The following is a 22,577-nucleotide window of genomic DNA, read 5'->3' as shown; positions in this document are numbered from 1 at the left end:
TTCTCCCTGACTGTGGTATTTAGGCTTCAACCACTGGAATACGGTTTAAATCACGTTCAGCTTCTGTCTTTGGACGAATCTGGCCACGCACAGGCGCAAACTGAATATGCGGGTCATTCTGCTCGGCTGCTTTGGCATTGATAAAAGTCTTAAAGCGTTTGCGCACTTCAGGATCTTCAATCGCGCTGCGCCATTCATCCTGATAAGTGCCAATCACATGCTGCATACGACTTTCCAGTTCAGCAGCAATACCCAGTGAATCATGCACAATGACATCTTTCAGATAGTCCAGCCCACCTTCCATATTGTCACGCCACACACTGGTGCGCTGCAGACGGTCTGCTGTCTGGATATAGAACATAAAGAAGCGGTCGATATATTTGATGAGTGTGGGAGTATCCAGATCCGAGGCGAGCAGTTCAGCATGGCGCGGTTTCATGCCGCCATTTCCGCATACATATAGATTCCAGCCTTTTTCCGTGGCAATGACACCGACATCCTTGCTCTGTGCTTCTGCACATTCACGGGTACAGCCGGATACTGCCATTTTGGTTTTATGGGGTGAACGCAGGCCTTTATAACGATTTTCCAGGAAAATCGCCAAGCCGACAGAATCATCGACTCCAAAACGGCACCAGGTACTACCCACACAAGATTTCACCGTACGTAAGGATTTGCCGTAAGCATGTCCGGACTCGAAACCGGCATTGATCAGTTTTTCCCAGATTTCAGGCAGTTGATGTACCTGCGCACCAAACATGTCAATTCGTTGTCCGCCCGTGATTTTGGTATATAGACCATAATCTTTGGCGATCTGACCGATGGTAATCAGACCATCCGGGGTAATCTCGCCGCCTGCCACACGTGGCACAATCGAATAGGAACCATCTTTCTGGATATTGCCGAGGTAGTAGTCGTTGCTATCCTGCAAACCGGCATGACTTGGTTTCAGAACAAAATCATTCCAGCAGGATGCCAGAATATTGGCTACAGTCGGTTTGCAGATATCACAGCCCATGCCGTGCCCATGTTGCTGAATCAGGTCAGAGAATGTCTTGATCTCATGCACACGAACCAGGTGATACAGTTCCTGACGTGAATAGGCAAAGTGTTCGCACAGGTGATTGTTCACCGTGACACCCTGACGTTGTAATTCAGATTTGAGAACCTGCGTTACCAGTGGCGCACAGCCACCGCACGCCGTTGCAGCCTGGGTGCATTTTTTCAGTGCACCCAATGAAGTTGCACCGCCATCAATGGCTGAACAGATATCAGCTTTGGAAACGTTATTACAGGAACAGATGGTCGCACTGTCAGGCAATAAATCGATGCCACTACCACCCGATTTGGAAGTTGACTGATCAAAGCCCGGCATGATCAGGCTTTCCGGTTGCTCTGGTACAGACAGACCATTCAGCATCATTTGTAAAAGATCGCTATACTCTTTGGCACAGCCCACCAGTACCGCACCCAGCAGCCTGGTCTTATCTGCTGACACCACGATTTTTTTATAAACCTGCGCGGCTTCATCAGCATAGAAATAGCTCAAGGCACCTGGGGACATGGCATGTGCATCACCAATAGAAGCAACATCCACGCCCATCAGTTTGAGCTTGGTACTCATGTCCGCACCAGCGAATGCATGACTTTCTTGGCCTAGGACATGTTTTGCCGCGATCCGCGCCATGTCATAGCCCGGTGCAACCAGACCATAAATTTTATTGTCCCAAAGTGCACATTCACCAATGGCATAAATGTCCGGATGTGAGGTCTGGCAATAATCATTAATGATGATGCCGCCACGCTCACCAATCAGTAAACCACTTTGGCGCGCCAGTTCATCACGCGGACGAATACCGGCCGAGAACAGGATGATATCGGTTTCAAGCACCGAACCATCTCCGAACTTCATTACATGCTGAGTGCTGTCACCATCTTCAATACTTGACGTGGCCTTTTGAGTATGTACCTTGACACCAAGGTCTTCAATTTTAGAGCGCAGTACCCGGCCGCCCAGATCATCAATCTGCACCGCCATCAGACGCGGAGCAAATTCTACGACATGGGTTTCCAGATTCAGATCTCGCAGGGCTTTCGCTGCTTCCAGCCCTAGCAAGCCGCCGCCAATCACTACGCCAGTTTTTGCATTCAGGCTAGCTGCACGAATGGCATCCAGATCTTCAATGGTACGATAAACAAAGCAATTCTGACGGTCATTGCCCGGGATTGGTGGCACAAAGGCATAAGAACCGGTAGCGAGAATCAACTTGTCAAAACTCAGCACATCACCCTGGTTGGTGGTGACGGTTTTATTGAGCTGATCAATTTCAACTGCTTTGGTATTAAGACGCAAATCAATGCCATAGGCATCGGCAAAATCACTACGACACAGACTCAGATCCTTGACCGACTTGCCGCTGAAATATTCAGTCAAATGTACCCGGTCATAAGCTAAATGTGGCTCTTCTGCCAAAATGGTCAGCTCAATGTCATCACCGGCCTGTTCCAGTACAGATTCGATGAATTTATGCCCCACCATGCCATGCCCAATCATGAGAATTTTCATATCTGCACTCCAACTATTGTTTTTTTAAAGATGATAAAAAGCCGCATATCACGTCTAGGCATTGATATGTCTGCTGATTGAATATGTTGTAAATACCGCAACCCAGCGCTTTGTAATGCTGGAGGAAGGGTTGAAACGCTTGTGCGTTTTGTATTGCTGAACAACTGACCATGTCATTTATCCTGTGCTGAACGAAATACCAATCACACTCCTTGAAAGTGCAATTACGATCAGAACGGACATCGTTGGCCGTTGTTAGTATTGAAAGTCATCTTTGACGATTTAATAAATGCAGAAATCGTGCCAACTTTTCCAATAAGAAAACGCCTTATTTCAGGCAGATGATCTACCTAAACGCTTCATTTTGATCAGCCATCAGCTGAAATCCCTAAAGCTATGCACTAAATTGAACAGAAAAACGAAATTTTATGCACCAATTTAATGGCATGTTTTTTGCTTTAATCCTGCTTGAATATTCCTTAGGCCTTACTTGAAAATATTCCATGTCCAAATTACGAATTGCTCTTATTGATGATGATCTGGAGCGTGCCCAATTCATCCAGGAATCCCTGCTTTTACATGATTTTCAGGTGGTGGCCTGCTTAATCCTGAATGACCTGAATATGGTACATGTCAAAGGCATTCATGCAGATGTGATCCTGTTGAATATGGATCATCCGCATCGGGATATTATTGAAAGTTGTGTCAGCCAATATGAACTCCCGACCGTGCTGTTTACCCAGAACTCCAATAAAGACACCATCAAGAGTGCGATTGATGCCGGAATCACGGCTTATATTGTCGATGGTATTGATCCCACCAAACTAGAAAGCATTCTGGAAATTTCAATTGAACAATTCCGCAAACATAAAAAGCTGCTGAACGATTTAAAAGAAACCCAGGACAAGCTGATTGACCGTAAAGATATCGATAAAGCCAAAGCCCTGCTCATCCAGCTGCATGCCTTAACGGAAGAGCAAGCTTTTGCTTTATTGCGTAAAAATGCCATGAGTCACCGGATTACCATTGGTGAAATGGCCAGACGCTTACTGGATGCACAGAAGCTGTTATTGGGCCAATAAGGAAAAGCATATGTCCACATTAGAAAAAACTGAACTCAATATTGGCTATATTCCTTTACTTGATTGTGTCGCCATTCTCTGGGCCGAAAAACAGGGGTATTTTGCTGAGCAAGGATTAACCATCAATTTAATCCGTGAAGCCTCCTGGTCTAGTTTGCGTGACCGTCTGGCCTATGGCTTTCTGGATGCTGCACATTGCTTGTCTGCCATGCTGCCCGCTGCTGCCCTGGGTACAGACCAGTTACAGGTGGCTTTGCAAACCCCTCTAGTACTGAGCGTGAATCAGGCTTTTATTAGCCTGCGCCAGGATTTGTGCTATGAACTCGGCATCCAGCCTGGGGATGATGAACAGAATACCTCAAAGAAACTGGTACAGGCTTTACAACAGAATCATTCCATCAATCTGGCCTATGTTTATAAATATTCAATTCACCATTACTGTTTAAAAGAATGGTTGGCGCTGACTGATCCACAACTGGCCAAGAATATCCAGCTGATGACCTCTCCACCGCCTTCCATGGTAAAAGGAATTTCGGAACAAGTATTCGATGGTTTTTGTGTGGGAGAACCCTGGAATATTCAGGCCAAACTTGAAGGCTATAGCTTTATCGTTGCGGCGAGCCAGAATGTCATTCCAAAAGTTGCCGATAAAGTCTTGGCCATGACCCAGGAATGGGCAGAACAGCATCCATTTACTGTAGAGGCAGTGGTCAAGGCAGTACAAAAAGCGCAGGATGATTTAAAGCAGCGCCCTGATCTTTCCGAAGTCTGGGATATGTTAGTCGATTATCAGATTATTCAGTTTGAATGTTCCGCCCAGCGGCATGTCTATGACTTTTACAAGATCAAGAATATTATCCGGAATTTTGTTGGGGAAAGTGCCCAACCGAAAGTTGATGATTTTATCTGGCTCTTGCAGCAGATGCAGAAATGGGAAAATATTGAAATGACCGCAGCCGAGAAAAAACAGATTGCGCAGCAGTGCATCTATAGCTTGCAAAACCAGCATGCAGATATTATTGGCTAAATGATGTTACTGAAAAAAGAGGCCTGATTTTTCAGGTCTTTTTTATTGAGTCTATTTTCCAGAAAATGATTAAAAATCTCTGCATTCTGATCTAACTTCTTGAATATGATTAAAAGTTGTCTGCTAATTTTTTCTATAAAAATAAATCCTTTTAAGAGTCATTTCATGATTTTGGATGAAATGGCATCCATTTTGCTTAGTCAGTATTACGTTTTATAAAATTTGTAATATTGAGGGGCAACACTATGAGTTACGTTGCACGTGAACTCAGTCAAAGAAATAAATTGCTGTTTGGCTTGGGGTCTTTTTTAATACCAATTCTGATTTGGTGTGCAGTCAGCTATTTGCCATTTATCTGGCATCCACAAGTCCAGATTACTGATTCAGGTAGTGTTGCCTATTTACAGGTCGAGAGTCGTATTGATAAAGACCAGTTTTTTTCTGCTGCGCAATCTGCAGTAGATCAAGGTCTGGCTCCGCCGCAGGGTATTCTGGTCAACCCGATTTATCTGCCTGCACCGCATCAAGTGGCAATTGCACTGATCACAGCTTTTACCACGGAGCCGGCTCAGGCCAATGCGCCCTGGTTTCATGAAAGCCTGTGGCACAGTATCAAGCTGGTCTTTACCGCGTTCTTTATTTCTTCCTTAGTTGGTATTCCACTCGGTATTTTATGCGGGTTTTCCAATAAAATTTCCCAGCTGACCGAGCCCTTTGTCGAATTTTTTCGTTATTTGCCTGCTCCGGCCTTTGGTGCACTGGCAGTCGCAATTCTCGGAATCAATGATGCACCCAAAATTGCCATTATTGTGATTGGAACCCTGTTCCAGCAAATCCTGATTATTGCCAATACCACACGTCTGGTGGATCGCAGCCTGATTGAAGCCGGTTTTACTCTGGGCACAAATAAACTCAAAAGTCTGTTACATGTGGTGATTCCTGCCGCCCTGCCTGAAATTTACCGCAATCTGCGTGTGTTGCTGGGCTGGGCATGGACTTACCTGATCGTAGCAGAACTAATCGGCAGTACCTCCGGAATTACCTGGTTTATTACCCAGCAAGCCCGCTATCAGAACTTTGATAATGTCTTTGCCGCGATCCTGATTATCGGTGTGATTGGTCTGCTGTGTGATGTGATTTTAATGAAACTGGGACAACGCTTATTTAAATGGAAACCGGGAGCCAACTGATGCAAAACACTGAATTTAATACCCGCGAATACTTTGACAAGATTTATAGCCGTCCGGTGATTCTGGAAGCGAAGCAATTGACGCAAAAATTCAGTCATGGCAAAACCGAGCGTACGGTTTTAAATGCACTAAATTTGAAAATTCATAAGCGGGAGTTCATCTGTGTGATTGGGCCTTCCGGTTGCGGCAAGTCAACCTTTAGCCGTGTAGTCGCCGGTCTGGATCCTTATAGCAGTGGTGAGATTCTGGTGGATGGTCAGCCGATTACCGGCCCAAGTCCAGAGCGTGGCATGGTGTTCCAGGGCTATACCCTGTTTCCATGGAAAACCGTCAAGGAAAATGTCATGTTTGGCCCGCGCATGAAAGGCCAAAGTAGTGCAGCGGCCGAAGCGCAGGCACGTGAATGGATCAATATCATTGGTCTGGAAAAGTATGAAAACCAGTATCCGCATGAGCTGTCTGGCGGGATGAAACAGCGTGTCGCGATTGCCCGGGCTTTGGTCAATGAACCGAAGATCCTGTTGATGGATGAACCCTTTGGAGCACTCGATCCGCATACCCGGCAAAAAATGCAGCGTCATCTGATGGATCTTTGGCAAAACATTGATATCACCATCATTTTTGTGACTCACGATATGGATGAAGCCATTTTACTGGCCGACCGTATTGTGGCGCTGAAAGCCAATCCGGGTGAAATCAAGGAAATTATCGAAGTTGATCTACCTCGTCCACGCCATCCAGACGTCATGCTTAGTCCTGAATTTAAACAGTTAAGACAACGTGTCGATTATCTGGTGCATGCTGAAGAAGATGAACTGGATCCGGCACTGGCAGAACTGCCGGTCATTCCGCGTATGACCAAGGTCAGCAGCAATAAATAATCTTATCCAAAATGCCTTTGGGACGACCCGAAGGTTTTAATCGCTGTGTTGGACGACCAACATTAGAGGTGATTATCATGCAAGCGCAATATGTACTCCCACTGGTTGATATTTCAAAATTACAAAGTCCGGATTTAGCCGATCGTATTGAGGTTGCTCATGCTCTGGATCATGCCTGTAAAGAAGTCGGATTTCTTTATCTGCAAGGTAGCCAGTTTAATTCTGATTACGCCAAAGCCTTGATTGAAATGGCCCAGTCCTATTTTTCTCAGGATCTGGACACCAAAATGCAGCACTATATTGGCAAATCAAAAAACCATAGTGGCTATGTGCCGATTGGCGAAGAACAGTTTGCCGGCAACAGTTATGATTTAAAAGAAGCCTATGATGTCAATTATGATTATCAGGGGGTAAGAAAAGACTGTCCTTTACTTGGGCCCACCTTATGGCCAGACCATCCGGATTTCAAGTCTATTGTCAGCCAATACTATAGTCATCTGCGTGAGATCAGCCGGCAGATTTTTTCTGCCTTTGCACTGGCGTTGGGCGTTCGTGAGGACTTTTTCGAAAGAAAAATTACTGATGCACCAAGTCAGCTACGCTTGATTCATTATCCCTATAATCCGGAAGTGCAAGATGCCGAAGGCATAGGTGCACATACCGATTATGAGTGCTTTACCTTGCTGTTACACACCGCGCCCGGCTTACAGGTTTTAAATAAAGCCGGTGAATGGATCGATATTCCACTGATTGAAAATACTCTGGTGATGAATATCGGTGACATGATGGAAATTCTGTCAAATGGTAAATATCTCGCCACCAAGCACCGCGTGAAAAAGGTTTCGGAAGAACGTTATTCATTCCCGCTGTTTTGCGCCTGCAATTATGACACCGTGATTGAACCGGTTATTCACACTGAAAATTCCAAATATTCTGCCCTGATCGGGGGCGAGCATTTATTTAATCAGACCGCCCAGACCTTTCAATATTTAAAACAACGCATTGCTAGCGGTGAACTGGTCTTAAAAAATGCTGTACCACTTTCCTCTTTTGGACTTGAAGAACAGGCGGAGACAGCATCATGAATCTGTTTGAAGTAATTAAAACGTTAAAGCCCACTACCCCTCAGCCAGAGATTATTCCTGACTTTTTATATGGGGCATTTCGGCGTAAAAGCATCAGCTTTTTTAATGGTCTGACCGATGAAAATACCATTGTGTACTGGTTTCAGTCGCGCAGTTTTACCATTGATCTTCGTTTAAAAAGCCAGATAGAAACTGCTGTTCAGGAACGCCAAGGCTGGATTGGCAATACGCTTTGGGATAGCACCAACCAGTTATTGTCCTGGGAGGTGAAAGACTACGCCAATTACCAGAATCATGTGCAGTGGCCGGAACCAGCCAGATTACATGCGATTGGTAACTGCATTCTGGAATTTTCTCCAAGTAATGTCTATGTCGAAGACTGGCGCCAGCAGGTACAGCACGGTTTATTTTTAGGCTTGCGACTTCAGTCTGCACTTGATCTTCAATCTGGTCAGCATCTGGAAATGGATGGTGGCCTGATTATTTGTGATGACTATATGGCCTATGCCCTGACGCGTTTACCAGAAGTACAAAATGCAGTCGCTCAAATGGACTTTAAAGCTGTTGATCCGACCGTGTTTGCCTTGTTAGAAAGTTTTGAGGTCTCTATCGGGACTGATGGTCAAAGCAAAACTTACAGCACCCGCAGCAGTGAAACAAACAAAACCTTTAACCTGGAAAATTTTGAAGTTCTCAATGAGAGCAGTCTGGTTCAGCACGTCATTTTAGATGGTCGCGATATTGACCTGATTTTTGAGCTGGACATGTACCAGCCGGATTACCAATTTCAATATGCCACCCCCACGACTACACAAGCTGAAAGCTGGCTGAAGTCAGAACAGGATCACCTGATGCAGCATGCAGAACGGGTGTTATAGGGAGAAATATGTCTTTTTTATATCTGTCGATTGCCATTATTGCAGAAGTCATTGCAACTTCTGCATTGAAAGCTTCCAATGGTTTTAGCGTGCTCTGGCCTTCACTTGCCACCATTGCCGGTTATGCCGTTGCCCTGTTTTTCCTGTCATTGACCATGAAAACCATTCCGATGGGCATTGCTTATGCAATCTGGTCCGGTGCCGGCATTATTCTGATTTCAACGGTGGGGCTACTGGTGTTTAAACAGCAATTGGATCTTCCCGCGCTGATTGGTCTGGCGTTTATGATTATTGGCATTATTTTTATCAATGTCTTTTCTAAAAGTACGCAGCTTTAATTTTTAAATATTAGCGTTCTTTCATAAATCAAAAATGATCATTCTATTCATATTTAAATGGATATTGAAAGTTCCTTTCTCCTCTGGAATGAGAAGCATTGCTTCGTAAGAGGATGAGGGGATTTCTTAGAAAGAACCTCTCCCTAACCCTCTCCTACAAGGAGAGGGAATTTTATTTGTAGTGATTCAAAATAATTTATGAAAGAACCCTATTTATCTGACAATAAAAAATCCCCAGACCGGGGATTTTTTATGCAAGAGATCAGGCTTTATTGCAGCTCTTGTACCAGCGTTGGAACAATCACGCCATCCACGTTCATTTCAGTCGTATAAATGCCGTTAGCCACATTGAACTTGTTCACATGATAGCTAGAACCATAGATCGAGTCGAAACCATTACCTTTGGTAAAGACTTTCTTGTTGGCGGCCAGATCAAGTAAATGCGTACCATCAATGAACTGCATATAGGTTTTCGCATCGACACCAACACGTTTGGCCATGATCTGTGCGGCATCTTCACGAGTCGCCGGGTCATTGATGTATTTGACGGTTTTATCCCAAACCTGAATCACCTTTTTCCATTGCTCTTTATTGGCTTCCAGATGGGCTGGATTCACGGTCAAGGTATCGTAAATTAATCCCGGCTTGTCTTTAGAGGTGAAAATAATCTTGGAACCGGCCACCGCGGATAAAGCCTGATTCGCCACTGGCTGCCATACCGCAATCGCATCAATATCGGGAGTGGCAAACACCTGTGGCAATTCATTGGTCATGGTATTGACCAGTTTAACTTCATTCAGTTTAACCTTGGCATCATCCAGTGCAGTGGACAGTAACAAGTGATCAACGAGGCCTTTTTCAGTCGCGATTGTTTTACCGCGCAGATCCTGAATCGAATTAATGCCATTCTTGGCAATAATCACGTCATTTCCAGCTGAATAATCAGTCGCCATGATCATCACACCCTTGGTACCGCCAGAGCCAGTGACCAGATTATCACCATTAGTGACCATGACCGCATCCAGCTGGTTGGCAGCAAAAGCTGAAAGTGAGGCTGAATAGTCAAACCATTTAAAATCAGCATTGACTCCAGCTTCCTCTAACCAGCCTTTTTCAATCGCAACTTGCCACGCAACCCAACCCGGCCAGTCGCTATAACCAATCCGGATGGGTTGAGTATTTACAGTACCTTCAGCCTTGGCATTTGGTTCAGGTACTTTAGCGGTATTGTCACAACCGCTTAAAAGGATTGCAGACAGTACGGAAACTGACATCAGTGCTTTTTTGATCATTTTGCGACTTCCCCTATGCATTCACATTTAAATTTGGTATTTGAAAGTTGTTTAGATTTCATAAATTCGCGCCAGCCACCGAAATGACTAATATCTGTTGCATCCTCAAGTGCATAGCCTTCACAGATAAAGCCTTTGACCCAAGTGCCATCAATCAGCTGGACATTGCCGATCCCCAAAGGTGCCGGAACTTCTGCAACAATGTCTCCGAACAGTGCACGCGGAATGTCCCAGACCTCTACTTCAATTGAAAAACCTTTCGCGTTGTATTGCAGGCCAGGTTTTGGCGGTGTCGTATTTTTTAAAGCATAGAGTTTGTAATGCGAAGCAGTCCGGGTCTGCTTCATCAGGGTGCCACTGCGTGTGGTCAGCTGAAAATTCAGTGGCATACCGGTCAGATGTGCTCCGACGACAGCCAGTTTGACGCTGTGCCCCGATGAGATTTCAGTTGTTTTTTCATAGCTAAGTTCAGAGGTGCCTAGCTTTAACTGGCTCGATTGCTGCCATTTTTGCCCGAATTTGGCCAGTGCTTCATCCATCCAGGCTGGCGCAATAAAGGTCACACCCGTTGGAAGACCATCAGCACGAATGCTATTTGGTAGCGCCAAAGCCGAAAGATCGGCAAAATTGACAAAATTGGTATAAGCGCCCATGTGGCTGTTTTTTACCAGAGGATCGGCTTCTACTTCTGCAATGCGATAAATGGTGGGTGCAGTAGGCACCATCAAGGCATCATAATCTGCCAGTGTATTTTGAATAACACGGCTCAGGTGGGCACGTTCATATTCATCCTGCATGACATCGACCGCATTGAACCGGTCTGCCTGCGCAATAATCTGGCCAATGACCGGATGGGTCTGCTCGCGTTGCACCATTTTTTCCACGGCACTGGTACGTTCAGCCACCCAAGAGCGGTTATACAAGGCCGCTGCCAGTTGTTGAAATGGAGCAAAATCAATCGGCTCAACCGTATAACCCAAGCTTTGTACACGTGCGATCGCCAGCTGGAATGCTTTTTCAGTTTCAGCATCGCCATAAAATTCCAGTGTATCCGGAATGCCAATTTTCCCTTTTGAAAATTGGCTCGGTACATTCTGAGGATGTACTCGGGAATAATCATCACTAGCATCATAGCCTTGCATGACTTGCGCTACCTGCCAAGCATCATCCACCGTTAAGGCAAAAATCGAAATCACATCGATGGTGCGGCAAGCTGGAATCAGGCCTGTAGTCGAGAACCAGCCTTTGGTCGGTTTGAGTCCGACAATGTTATTGTGCCCTGCTGGTACACGTCCTGAACCTGCAGTATCTGTACCCAGACTGAATGGTACTTGTCCATTTGCTACAGCAACACTTGAACCGGAACTCGAACCACCACTGATATATTCAGGATTAAAGCTGTTCTTCACCGCGCCGTATGGTGAGCGCACCCCGACCAGACCCGTTGCAAACTGGTCCAGATTGGTTTTACCCACGACAATCGCGCCGGCAGCTTTTAATTTGGCTACTGCGGTTGCATCGGAAGTCGCCAGATAGGCTGCTTCTTTACATGCTGCTGTGGTATAGAACCCTGCAACATCAATATTGTCCTTGACCGCAAATGGCACCCCATAAAGTGGCAAGCTTGCACTATCTGCACCAGTCAATGCATCAATTTGTGCCTGTAATTGTGCTGCCGTCGCAATTGATATCCAGGCATGATCGTCATTATTCAACCCGGCAACATACTCAATCAGGTCACTAAGCTGGATATTGTTATTCTGGTAGGCGTGTTGCCAGTCCTGTACAGTCCATAAGTTGTGCACAGCTGTTCTCCTTAAGTGTGTTCGGTATTTTGTGGAATAGGCGGCATGACAGCATCCATCAGTTCGAGATGCCCTTTAATCACGCCTTTCAATGCAATAAATTGTTCGCTAATTTCTTTCAGGTCACTGCTCACGCCCTGCATCAGCATGACTTGCAGAATTTTTTCATCATCCAGCTGGATATGAAGCGAATTGATCACTTGTGCCAGATACTGCTGCTGCAGATCGACCAGCTGACTGCGCAGCGGTTTCAAGCTGACGTCATAGAGCAAGGTAAGCGTGCCAACCATGACTTCATCGCGAATCACCAGATCATCAATCAGGTGGCGGTTAATCATATCGACAATGGCCTGCGAGCGGCTTTCATAGTGCTGCTCGACAATTTTTTGATCCATCGCATGTAGCGTTGTTTCTGGCACGGTAATACTGATCCGTGCCAATTTTTGTTTAGGCACGATGTTGATCCTTGGGTTGATATTGGGAAGACTGTTTAATGTGAAAGCCTGCACGTACGCTGAGCAGCTCAACCAGAAAGTGAAGCCATGGATGCATTTTTTTATTTGATGTCGGATTGTTCATGTGCATCTCCTAGGGATATTACAAAACCAGAATTTCGTATTACTTAGGAAAATGCAGAAAGCGTGCCAATTTTTAGTTATTTGGATGAGGTAAATAAACTTGCTTAAAAGGGCGAAAAAAAGCCCCATAACATTGAAATGGGGCTTGTTCTAAAGCAAAAGTAAGTTTTGTATTTCACCGGTTTATTCCATTTTGATTGCTCATGTCCTTGCTATTCTTTTTATACATGAATGGTTAACCGATGTTTGTGATTATGAGTGATCAAGTGTATTGCTCTCCTCTATTTATGTTGTATATAAATAAATGCATTAAGCGTGCCACAATATAAAATAGAATAGATTTAAGCAGAATGCTTGGAAAATTAATTACATACGCAAATAGAGGCAAAACAAGAATGATTTATTTTTTAAGTATGCCTAAAAAATAGCCCATTTTGCACCATTGGGGTTCGAGGGTGCATCAAAGTGTGGCTGAAAGATGTTCAGGCAACTGTATGCCTCTGCTTTTTATATTTGAAACTAAGATTACTAAACTTGAATCAATCACTATTTCATAACTCATTTGAAAAGTAATGAATTACTGCTAAATTAGCTCCCATATTTGGGGGCTTTTTATGACAGAAAAACTATATTACTGGGCTGAAAATCTAGAAGGCTATAGTTCCGACAATGATACAGAAACTAATTATGATGAAGTCTTGGAAATAAAAAGACTTAATTTTTTTATTGGTAAAAATAATGCTGGGAAAAGTAGATTTTTACGTGAGTTATTTAGAATGTATTCTGGGCAACATCTATATAATTCATTACAATTCAGAAAATTAAAAGGTTTTAAGAAACAACTAATTATAAATCTCCAAAATATACCATTAAAAAACAACCCTAACTACAAACATTTTATTAATAGTGAATCATCTCTTGTACCTGAAAATGTAGGATCAATTATCCAAATATTTGAAAATTGTTTGAACTATTTGGGACAGTTCAATCAACTGCAAGATTTATACTCAAATAACAATATTCCACAAGCTAAGGCTAAATTTATTAAAGAAATTGAGGAAAATATAAATAAAATTTTTCATAATAAGAAATTTTATATTCCAATATTACGTGGGATGCGCCCTGTAACCGATTTAGACAAAAAATATCCTTATATTGAACGTGCCCAGAAAGACTATTTCAAAGATCCTAATAAATTTAATAAAGAAAATATCGTTACTGGTGAACGTCTATATCATGAATTAAAAATTCATCTATTAGGTAAACCACAACAGCGCGAGCTAATAAAACAATATGAAGAAAAGTTAAGTCAGTACTTTTTTGATAATGAAACCGTTACTCTAATTCCATACATTGGTAAAGATGATAACGGTCATGACAATGATGTTGTACATATTAAACTTGGTGAGGATGATCAATTTGCCATTCATAAATTAGGTGATGGTTTACAACAAGCGATCGTTTTGACATATGAAGCATTTATCAAAAAAGATGAAACACATGCTTTCTTCATAGAAGAACCTGAACTTCATATGCATGCAGGTATGGTTCGCCAGTTAATGAATTTCTACTTAAACGAAACTTCCCATTATTACTTCTTTACTACGCACTCAAATCACTTACTCGATATGGCGGATGAGTCTGATCAAGTGATAATTCAGAAATTTGTAAAGCTACCCAATATAGATAATCCAAGTAAATTTGATTTTAAAATTTATCGTTGTGACCGTGATCGTGACCTACTTGCCTCACTAGGTGTACGTCCTTCTTCTGTTTATTTAGCTAACTGTACGATCTGGGTTGAAGGTATTACAGATCGTCTGTATATCACAAAATATATGGAAAAATATTTAGCCGAATTAGAAAAATCTAATAATGAACTTTATAAAAAGTATCGTCGCTTTATGCCGAATTATCACTACACGTTTGTAGAATATGCAGGAAGCAATTTAGTCCATTGGTGCTTTAGTGATACCTATGCTGATCAGTTGGAAGATAAAGGTTTAAGTGCTAAAGCTGTCGCAAGTGAAATGTTACTCATTGCAGATGGTGATATTCAAAATAAAGCTGATCGTGTGCAAGTTTTAAAAAGTGAGTTGAAGAAAGATAATTATCTGATTTTAGAATGTAAAGAAACTGAGAATACTCTTCCAAAAGACTCTATAGTTAGAGTTGCACAGAAGAAGTTTAGCAATATGAAAGCTAAAACTAAGCAAGGGTTTACTATAGAAAATCTAGATTCAATAACTGCATCTGATTACTTTGATCATAAAGATTATGGAATAGGAAAACTATTAGACGATCAAATACGAAATACCAGAACATCAACTGATAAAACTGCATTTGCTGATGGTAAAGGTGTAGGTACAATAAAATATAAACTAGATTTCTGCCGAGAAATCATCAAAGATTTCGATGAAAAACCTGATTGGGAACTTACACCAAAAGCCAAAGCGTTATGTGAACGAATATTTAAGCATATCGAAAAATGTAATTCTTAAATCTCCCCTAACCCCTCTTTAATAAAGAGGGGAAATTCCCTCCTTTGAAAAAGGAGGGTTAGGGAGGATTCTTTAAGCCACTGGTGCTAACGTAAACAACACTTGCCCCGTTTTTACCGTTTGCCCTTTTTCAATGGTAATTGCATCAACACGCATACGCTCAGGCGCAATAATGGGAATCTCAATCTTCATCGCTTCAATCACGGCAAGCGTTGCACCTTCTTCCACAATATCACCCGAGGCACATTCAATTTTCCAAATTGAACCCGGCATATGCGATTCCACCGCACAACCACCTTCAGGTACTTCAACACCTTCACCATCATCCACAGCATCCAGACTTTCAGAGACATATTCCGCAAGACCCGCTTCATGCCAGCGACGACGTTCAGCATCAAAGTTGGCTTGTTGCACCGCTTTAAATGCAGAAATAGACTCTTGGTTTTCGGTTAAGAAGTCATTGTATTCTTTTAGGTTGAGTACACCTTCTTCAATATGAAGTTTTAAACGACCTGCTTTAAAGTCCTCACGCATCTGCATCAGTTCATTTTCAGAAACTTCATAAAACTTAATCTGGTCAAAGAAGCGCAGTAACCACGGCATACCTTGTTCAAAGTCAGGGTTCTTACGGTAGCGCGACCACATTTGCGACGTACGACCGACAAACTGATAACCGCCTGGACCTTCCATGCCATACACGCACATATATGCACCGCCGATCCCCACAGCGTTTTCAGGTGTCCATGTCCGTGCAGGGTTATATTTGGTGGTGACTAAACGCTGACGCGGATCAAGTGGCGTTGCTACAGGTGCACCCAAATACACATCACCCAAGCCCATGACCAAATAACTGGCGTTATAGACCACATCTTTCACGGCTTGTTTGTCTTTTAAGCCATTAATACGACGGATAAATTCGATATTGTCCGGACACCACGGCGCATCAGGTCGTACCGTTTGCATATAACGCTCAGTGGCAAGTTGAGTTTGTGAATCTTCCCACGCAAGCGGTAAATACACGGTACGTGATGGCACTTGCATCTCGGTGACATCAGGCAGTTGCTCTTCTGCCACTTGAAGCATCCGCAATAAATCAATCTGATCGAGTTGGGTCGAATCAAAATGAATTTGTAGTGAACGAATGCCCGGTGTCAGGTCAATAATGCCTTGAATATTTTGATCTTTGACCCATTGCATCAGCGCATGAATACGGAAACGCAGGTTTAAATCTAAAACCAACTCGCCATATTCAACGAGCATATAGTTATTGCCGGCAGGACGATACACCACATCAGGCGTACCATTTTGACCTTTTAAGGTGTCTAAAATGGCAGATTTTAAGGTGCTGATTTCAGGATAGAACGATTTATCAAAAGTAACCGCTTGTGTATCTTGGGCAGTTAATTGAACATGATATTTTTCATTCAGCAATTTCGCTTGATGGTAGCTGACAGGTACAAACTTGACTTTATCGCCTGCTTTAAGCTGACCCAATTTCCATAGTTCAGAGTTAATCACCACCGCAGGACAGACAAAACCACCTAGGCTTGGACCATCTGGACCCAAGATAATTGGCATATCACCGGTGAAATCAATCGCACCAATAGCATAGGCATTGTCATGAATATTGGATGGATGCAGACCCGCTTCACCACCGTCCTGACGTGCCCATTCAGGTTTTGGACCAATCAAACGGATACCAGTACGGCTTGAGTTAAAGTGAATTTCAAATTCGTTAGCAAAGAAAGTATCAATATCGTTTTTGGTAAAGAAATCAGGCGCGCCATGTGGACCATACATCACCGCAATTTCCCAAGTATTTGAGAATGTTGGGATTTGATCTTCATTTAATGCTTTCACTTCATCGGATGTAAATGCCGTGATTGGAAGCATATCGCCAATCAATAAATTACGCCCTGCATGACCACCAAACTGACCTAAGGTAAAAGTCGCTTGTGAGCCTAAATATTCAGGTACATTCAGACCGCCTTTAATGCCAATATAAGTACGGCAACCTGTGGCGATCTTGCCACATTTCAGCGTCTGACCTTTACGCACATTCACAGTTTGCCACATTGGGACAGCAACACCATCCAACGTCGATGGCATATCGCCACCTGCCAAGACAATTTGGCTATCGCAATGGAATTTTAAACTTGGTCCTTGGAGTGTACATTCTAGCCCTGCGGTATTCGGTGCATTGCCCAACAATTGGTTTGCGACATTCAAAGACAGCGGATCAATCGCACCTGATGGCGGAACACCAACATCCCAGTAACCTAAACGTCCTGTCACATCTTGCACTGCGGTTTGAATGCCCGCTTGTAGCACTTCAATTTTTTGAGTTTTCCACTCAAAGGTATTTAAAAAACGTGTGGTTTGCGTACCGGCTTTAAAGACATTGCAGTCGATAATGTTTTGTAGATATTCAAGGTTGGTTTCAATGCCCGCCACTTGGGTTTTAGCGAGCGTAACTGTCATGGCTTGAATTGCAGAATCACGATCATCCGCAGTCACAATAATTTTGGCAATCATTGGATCATAAAAAGATGAGACGTTTGAACCTGTTTCTACCCAAGTTTCATTACGCGCGTTGGCATCGAACTCAACATGCGTCAAAAGTCCTGCACTTGGTTGGAAGTTTTTGATTGGATCTTCGGCATAAAGACGCACTTGAATTGAATGTCCTTGTGACTCAAGTTTTGATGTTGGTGCAACCCAATCGCCACTGCCTAAAGTCACCATCCATTCAACAAGATCGACACCAAAGACTTGTTCAGTCACGCCATGTTCTACTTGTAGACGGGTATTCACTTCCAAGAAATAGAATTCTTGCGTGTCAGTATCCATCACAAATTCAACCGTACCTGCCGAACGGTAATTCACCGATTGCATTAATTGAATCGCAACATTTTGGATGTAGGCACGTTGTTCATCGTTTAAGTGTGGTGCAGGCGTTTCCTCAATGACTTTTTGGTTACGACGTTGCACCGAACAATCACGCTCGCCCAGTGCTAGAACTAAACCGTTGCCATCACCAAAGATTTGCACTTCGATATGACGAGCATTTTGTACGAATTTTTCTAAGTAAAGGCCTGCATCTTTAAAGTTGGCTTGCGCTAAATAAGACACGGTTGCATAAGCTTCTTTCAGCTCCTCCGCATTCCACACCAAACGCATGCCAATACCACCACCACCTGCGGTACTTTTCAGCATCACAGGATAGCCAATACGCTCAGCCTCAAGCAGGGCTTCAGCTTCATCAGCCAATAATTGGCTACCTGGCAATAACGGTACATTGGCTTGAATCGCCAATTCACGTGCAGTGTGTTTCAGACCAAATGCTTTCATTTGCTCGGCATTTGGGCCCAAGAACACAATGCCTTGTGCTTCACAGAGATTACAGAATTCGGCATTTTCAGACAGGAATCCATAGCCCGGATGAATCGCTTGCGCACCGGTATGTTTGGCCACTTCTAAGATTTTATCGACATTCAGATAGCTTTGGCTTGCAGGTGCATCACCAATAAAGACCGCTTCATCAGCTAAAGTCACATGCAAGGAATCACGATCTGCTTCCGAATACACCGCAACCGATTGGATGCCTAATTTTTTAAGGGTACGGATGACACGACAAGCAATTGCACCACGGTTGGCGATGAGAACTTTATTAAACCCATATTTTAAAGTCATAGTCTTATACCTCGCCTTCACGGACAATTAGTTGAATTTTTGTTGGGTTATAGGCATTACATGGGTTATTCAGTTGTGGGCAGTTTGAGATCAACACAATCAAATCCATCTCAGCTTTAATTTCCACATATTTGCCCGGTGCAGAAATCCCATCATCAAATTTCAGGTGACCATCTGAAGTTACAGGTACATTCATAAAAAAATTAATATTTGGACCGATATGGCGCACATTCAGACCATGCTTTTTCGCAATCGGATGTTGTGACAATGCAATCATGAAATTGTTACGGCAACTGTGCATTGGATATTTATCATGCGCATAACGAACCGTGTTACTTTCACATGAACATGCACCGCCTAAAGTATCGTGGCGACCGCAGTTGTCATCATGAATACTCGCAATTTTATTGCCAAAGTTGGTATATAAAGTCGTACCTTTTTCTAGATAAATTTGACGGTTCATCGCCAAAGTATCGGTTGCGCTATAACGCTCTTCAGGATTCTGTGCGGAAATAAACAAAGTATCCACCGCTTGGTTGCCTTCAAGGTCTACAATGCGGAAATATTGGCCTTTTTTGACTTCGCACATCCACGCTTCGCCAGCAGGACATACTTCACTAAGGATTGATTTTTCTAGATTTACGAGTGCAGTCATGATCATTCCCCTTAAGCAGTTAAAGCGTAGTAGCGGTTATTATTTTGAAACGCACGCTGATTTTGCGGGCATGAGTCACGGCAGACATCGGTGTCGCCTAAAGGCAGTGCTTTAAAGAGTGAGAGCTGAATATCGGCTGGTGCATATTCATTAGAATTGTCGAGTGCATGTGGTGCGCTGGATAAAAACACCAAACAATCCATTTCAAAGCGTAGTTCAATCACTTGATCGGTATTATCAGATACGACATAAGACAAGTTGCCGTTGTCATCCGGTGCAACTTTTGAAAATAGGTTTAAGCTACTACTAAGATCCGTCGCCGATAAGCCAAATTTGGTCATCTCTAAAAGCAAGCTGTCTTTACCGTTGCGGTACATGTCGTTACGCGCATCTTGGAAGCTTTGCTTGCCAAACTGTTGTTCGATTTGCTGTGCGGTACTTGGCGCACAAAAGGTATCATTCCAACCATGGTCATCTTTAACAATCGAGATCATCGCACGACCTAAATCAGACGCCAAAATGTGCCCTGTACTTAAAAATGCGCTGTGTTGACCTTTTAAGCTGTCTGGCATGTTATAGGCTTCAAGCTTATCTTCGCTATTCACACAAAACAGTGAAACATTGGCATTTGCGCCTAAAGATTTAAGTTGTAAAACTGCGCCACGCTGGATGCGTGCTGACCAGTGGTGTCCACCCGGTAAACGTTCAGTCCAGAGGACTTGATCTTCGTGATAAGTAGTTGTGCTCATATGCATCCATCCCAATCTTGTACGGTTTACCTCCCGGGCTTTTATCCCTCCGTGTAGCTTGAGCTTGAAACTTAAGCCGTGAACTCTCGGTCGCAGACCTACATGAATCTTCATGTATCGGAACCCTAGATCACTTTTCTTTGTTTTAGATAAATGCAAAGTGCGTGCCAAATGAGTAATACTATTTTTATGTTTAGTAATACTTTTTTTGAGTTGGAGCTGATCAATTCAGGTGCAAGGCTCTGAAAAAGGCATCAAGATGTACCAAAATAAAAAAATCCCGGCTTGAACCGGGAATTGTAAAATCTAGAGATGAGAACTCAATCAAACTATTTAAGCGGTAGAGCTATTTACTTAAAATCTCATGCAGCATATTACGTAACCATTGATGACTGGTTTTATGATGACAAGACATATGCCAGTACTGCTTCACAGAATAGGTCGGGAACGCAATTGGTGCATTAAAAATCTTGAGATTGCCACGCGATAGTAATACTTCGCTCAAATAATAAGGTACAGTCGCAATTGCATCGGTTTCTTGTACCACCAGCCCTACCCCCAGATAACTGGGCAGACGCATCAAAATGTCACGCTTGAGTTCCAGATTCAGCAATTCATTTTCAATATGGTAATGCCCCATCCCGGCATCAATATCAATATGGGTTTCACGTAAATACTCTTCTGTCGTGATGCTGTCACCCGTGAGCCGCGGATGGTCTTTCGCCGCGATCACCACATAATATTGCTCAAACAGTTTCTGCTGATAAAAGCCATTCTCCAGATTTGGCAAGAAGCCCAAAGCCAGATCAATCTCACCATTGGCCATTTGATAACTGGTTTCCGATGTAATCGGACGCACATTCAGACGGATATGGGATGCATGCTGCTTCAGATACTGGGAAATTTTTGGCAATAACACCAGATGTGATACATCGGTCATCGCCAGTGTAAAGCGCTGCTGTGAAGTGACCTGATCAAAATTGATAGTGAAATTATTGATTGCTTCAACTTTGCTCAGTGCTTCGCTGACCAAGGGAAAGAGCTGTTTGGACAGGTCTGTCGGCAGCATTTCATTGCCAATACGTAAAAATAAAGGATCACCATAATGCTGGCGAATTTTATTCAGCAGATTGCTCACCGCTGGCTGGCTCATATCTAAATGATCGGCTGCCTGAGATACGTTTTTAAATTTATAGACATAATAAAAAATACTGAGCAATTTACAGTCAAGTTCAAACACAGAAATACATTTCCTTTAACTTTCTCATCATTCGGACAGGTCTTTCATCCGCATAAGTCTATTGAGGGTCAGATTAAAATATAACACTTCGCAACTATTGTCAGGATTAAACTCGCTGTAATTTTCCGAAAAAAATACTTTTGCCAGATGAATAAATCCATTAAAAAGTACCTCAACGCAAAATTTCCAGCCCGGTTTGCTCAGGTCAGTTAAACATTTAAATCGTATGCGATATACTCAGCCACACCCAATAAATGGTAAAAATACAGAGAAATCTTATATGTTTCAGGATAAAAAGCTGGTCTGTTTTGATCTGGATGGTACGTTGATTGATTCTGTAGGCATCTGGAATCAGGTCGATGCAGCCCTGATTGATGAGCTCTCCAACAGAAAAGTCGATTTACATGAGATTCAGCAACAGCGCGATCTTCAACTTACCGCCTTGAGACATAGACCAGATCCTTATCTGGAATATTGTGGATTTTTAAAAGAACAATACGGTTTTGAACCAGCTAAAGAAGAAGTAAAAAATCGTCGTTATAGTATTTCCCGACATTTTCTTGATTATATCGTCGAGTTAAAACCTCAGGCAGACCTCCTGATTCAGGCTTTAAAACAGCAACAGATATCACTGGCTTTGACCACCACCACCAGTTTATTCAATGTACAGCGCTATCAGGATAACAATCGAAATATTAATTCTAAAATCAGCTTTGATGAGGACTTTTCCTTGATTCTCACCCGTGAAAATGTCCAGAACATTAAACCTCATCCCGAAGTTTATCTGAATGTTTTGCAAGCCTTTAACCTTCGACCTGAGGAATGTCTAATTATTGAAGACTCTCTAGTCGGTGTAGAAGCAGCAAATCATGCGGGCATCGAGGTAGTGGGAATTTATGACCAGCACTCCGCTCATGAAATAGATTTGATTAAAGCCAAAGCAAATTATTATGTCGAAAATTTTGCTGAATTATTAAGTTCATTCAATAACAACATCCACTAAAAAAGATGCCATGA

The 22,577-nt window shown here is 43.0% G+C and carries 18 protein-coding genes and 1 riboswitch; of the genes, 9 read left to right on the top strand and 9 right to left on the bottom strand.

Annotated elements, in window-relative coordinates; all coding sequences use genetic code 11:
* Positions 1–19 precede the first annotated feature (19 nt).
* The gene (nirB, locus tag J7649_RS03370; protein WP_219309371.1) at positions 20–2,566 is read right to left on the bottom strand and encodes a nitrite reductase large subunit NirB; all 2,547 of its coding nucleotides are present in this window, start codon (positions 2,564–2,566) and stop codon (positions 20–22) included.
* Positions 2,567–3,069: 503 nt separating this feature from the next.
* On the opposite strand from nirB, the gene J7649_RS03365 reads away from it, so the two are divergent.
* The 7 genes from J7649_RS03365 to J7649_RS03335 all read left to right on the top strand — a co-directional run bounded on the left by J7649_RS03365 (position 3,070) and on the right by J7649_RS03335 (position 9,047).
* Entirely contained in the window at positions 3,070–3,648 is a 579-nt protein-coding gene (locus tag J7649_RS03365; protein WP_070154220.1) for an ANTAR domain-containing response regulator, read from the top strand.
* A 10-nt stretch (positions 3,649–3,658) separates the two neighbouring features.
* Positions 3,659–4,675, top strand: coding sequence for a CmpA/NrtA family ABC transporter substrate-binding protein (locus J7649_RS03360; RefSeq protein ID WP_219309370.1), 1,017 nt, complete (start codon positions 3,659–3,661; stop codon positions 4,673–4,675).
* A 245-nt stretch (positions 4,676–4,920) separates the two neighbouring features.
* Positions 4,921–5,865, top strand: a complete 945-nt coding sequence (locus J7649_RS03355; RefSeq protein ID WP_005100255.1) for an ABC transporter permease — start codon at positions 4,921–4,923, stop codon at positions 5,863–5,865.
* Positions 5,865–6,746, top strand: coding sequence for an ABC transporter ATP-binding protein (locus tag J7649_RS03350; RefSeq protein ID WP_064096740.1), 882 nt, complete (start codon positions 5,865–5,867; stop codon positions 6,744–6,746). Before J7649_RS03355 ends, J7649_RS03350 begins: the two co-directional genes overlap by 1 nt.
* Positions 6,747–6,823: 77 nt before the next feature.
* Positions 6,824–7,831: an isopenicillin N synthase family dioxygenase gene (locus tag J7649_RS03345; protein WP_219309369.1), complete on the top strand. Its 1,008-nt coding sequence runs from the start codon at positions 6,824–6,826 to the stop codon at positions 7,829–7,831.
* Positions 7,828–8,709 (top strand): hypothetical protein, encoded by an 882-nt coding sequence (locus J7649_RS03340; protein WP_219309368.1) that lies wholly within the window; start codon positions 7,828–7,830, stop codon positions 8,707–8,709. The genes J7649_RS03345 and J7649_RS03340 overlap by 4 nt, the downstream gene beginning before the upstream one ends.
* A gap of 8 nt (positions 8,710–8,717) precedes the next feature.
* On the top strand, positions 8,718–9,047 hold the full coding sequence (locus tag J7649_RS03335) for a DMT family transporter (RefSeq protein WP_004280373.1): 330 nt from the start codon (positions 8,718–8,720) through the stop codon (positions 9,045–9,047).
* A 269-nt stretch (positions 9,048–9,316) separates the two neighbouring features.
* Here the strand turns inward: J7649_RS03335 and J7649_RS03330 are convergent, their stop codons facing one another.
* The 4 genes from J7649_RS03330 to J7649_RS16890 are packed head-to-tail and all read right to left on the bottom strand — an operon-like array spanning position 9,317 to position 12,723.
* The gene (locus tag J7649_RS03330; RefSeq protein WP_219309367.1) at positions 9,317–10,339 is read right to left on the bottom strand and encodes an ABC transporter substrate-binding protein; all 1,023 of its coding nucleotides are present in this window, start codon (positions 10,337–10,339) and stop codon (positions 9,317–9,319) included.
* The gene (gene atzF, locus J7649_RS03325) at positions 10,336–12,144 is read right to left on the bottom strand and encodes an allophanate hydrolase (RefSeq protein ID WP_219309366.1); all 1,809 of its coding nucleotides are present in this window, start codon (positions 12,142–12,144) and stop codon (positions 10,336–10,338) included. Before atzF ends, J7649_RS03330 begins: the two co-directional genes overlap by 4 nt.
* Before the next feature lie 11 nt (positions 12,145–12,155).
* Entirely contained in the window at positions 12,156–12,599 is a 444-nt protein-coding gene (locus J7649_RS03320; protein ID WP_219309363.1) for a CopG family ribbon-helix-helix protein, read from the bottom strand.
* Positions 12,592–12,723, bottom strand: a complete 132-nt coding sequence (locus tag J7649_RS16890; RefSeq protein ID WP_004647016.1) for a hypothetical protein — start codon at positions 12,721–12,723, stop codon at positions 12,592–12,594. Before J7649_RS16890 ends, J7649_RS03320 begins: the two co-directional genes overlap by 8 nt.
* Before the next feature lie 613 nt (positions 12,724–13,336).
* Here J7649_RS16890 and J7649_RS03315 point away from each other — a divergent pair.
* Positions 13,337–15,223 (top strand): AAA family ATPase, encoded by a 1,887-nt coding sequence (locus J7649_RS03315; RefSeq protein ID WP_219309361.1) that lies wholly within the window; start codon positions 13,337–13,339, stop codon positions 15,221–15,223.
* A gap of 72 nt (positions 15,224–15,295) precedes the next feature.
* Here the strand turns inward: J7649_RS03315 and uca are convergent, their stop codons facing one another.
* The 4 genes from uca to J7649_RS03295 form a co-directional block, all read right to left on the bottom strand.
* Complete coding sequence (gene uca / locus J7649_RS03310) at positions 15,296–18,916, bottom strand: urea carboxylase (protein ID WP_219309359.1); 3,621 nt, start codon at positions 18,914–18,916, stop codon at positions 15,296–15,298.
* A gap of 4 nt (positions 18,917–18,920) precedes the next feature.
* Positions 18,921–19,571, bottom strand: coding sequence for an urea amidolyase associated protein UAAP2 (locus tag J7649_RS03305; RefSeq protein ID WP_219309356.1), 651 nt, complete (start codon positions 19,569–19,571; stop codon positions 18,921–18,923).
* A gap of 11 nt (positions 19,572–19,582) precedes the next feature.
* Positions 19,583–20,320, bottom strand: a complete 738-nt coding sequence (locus tag J7649_RS03300) for an urea amidolyase associated protein UAAP1 (protein WP_219309354.1) — start codon at positions 20,318–20,320, stop codon at positions 19,583–19,585.
* A 28-nt stretch (positions 20,321–20,348) separates the two neighbouring features.
* A riboswitch (guanidine-I (ykkC/yxkD leader) is annotated at positions 20,349–20,460 on the bottom strand.
* 206 nt (positions 20,461–20,666) lie between these two features.
* Entirely contained in the window at positions 20,667–21,560 is an 894-nt protein-coding gene (locus J7649_RS03295; protein ID WP_004280389.1) for a LysR family transcriptional regulator, read from the bottom strand.
* A 280-nt stretch (positions 21,561–21,840) separates the two neighbouring features.
* Here J7649_RS03295 and J7649_RS03290 point away from each other — a divergent pair, with 280 nt between their 5' ends.
* A complete protein-coding gene (locus J7649_RS03290; protein WP_005251895.1) occupies positions 21,841–22,563 on the top strand; it encodes an HAD family hydrolase in 723 nt (240 codons plus the stop codon).
* Positions 22,564–22,577: the final 14 nt, after the last annotated feature.

Source organism: Acinetobacter lwoffii, assembly GCF_019343495.1.
Lineage (GTDB): Bacteria > Pseudomonadota > Gammaproteobacteria > Pseudomonadales > Moraxellaceae > Acinetobacter > Acinetobacter lwoffii_P.
Note: the sequence above shows the minus strand (reverse complement) of the source record. Positions and strands in the feature narration are given on the sequence as shown.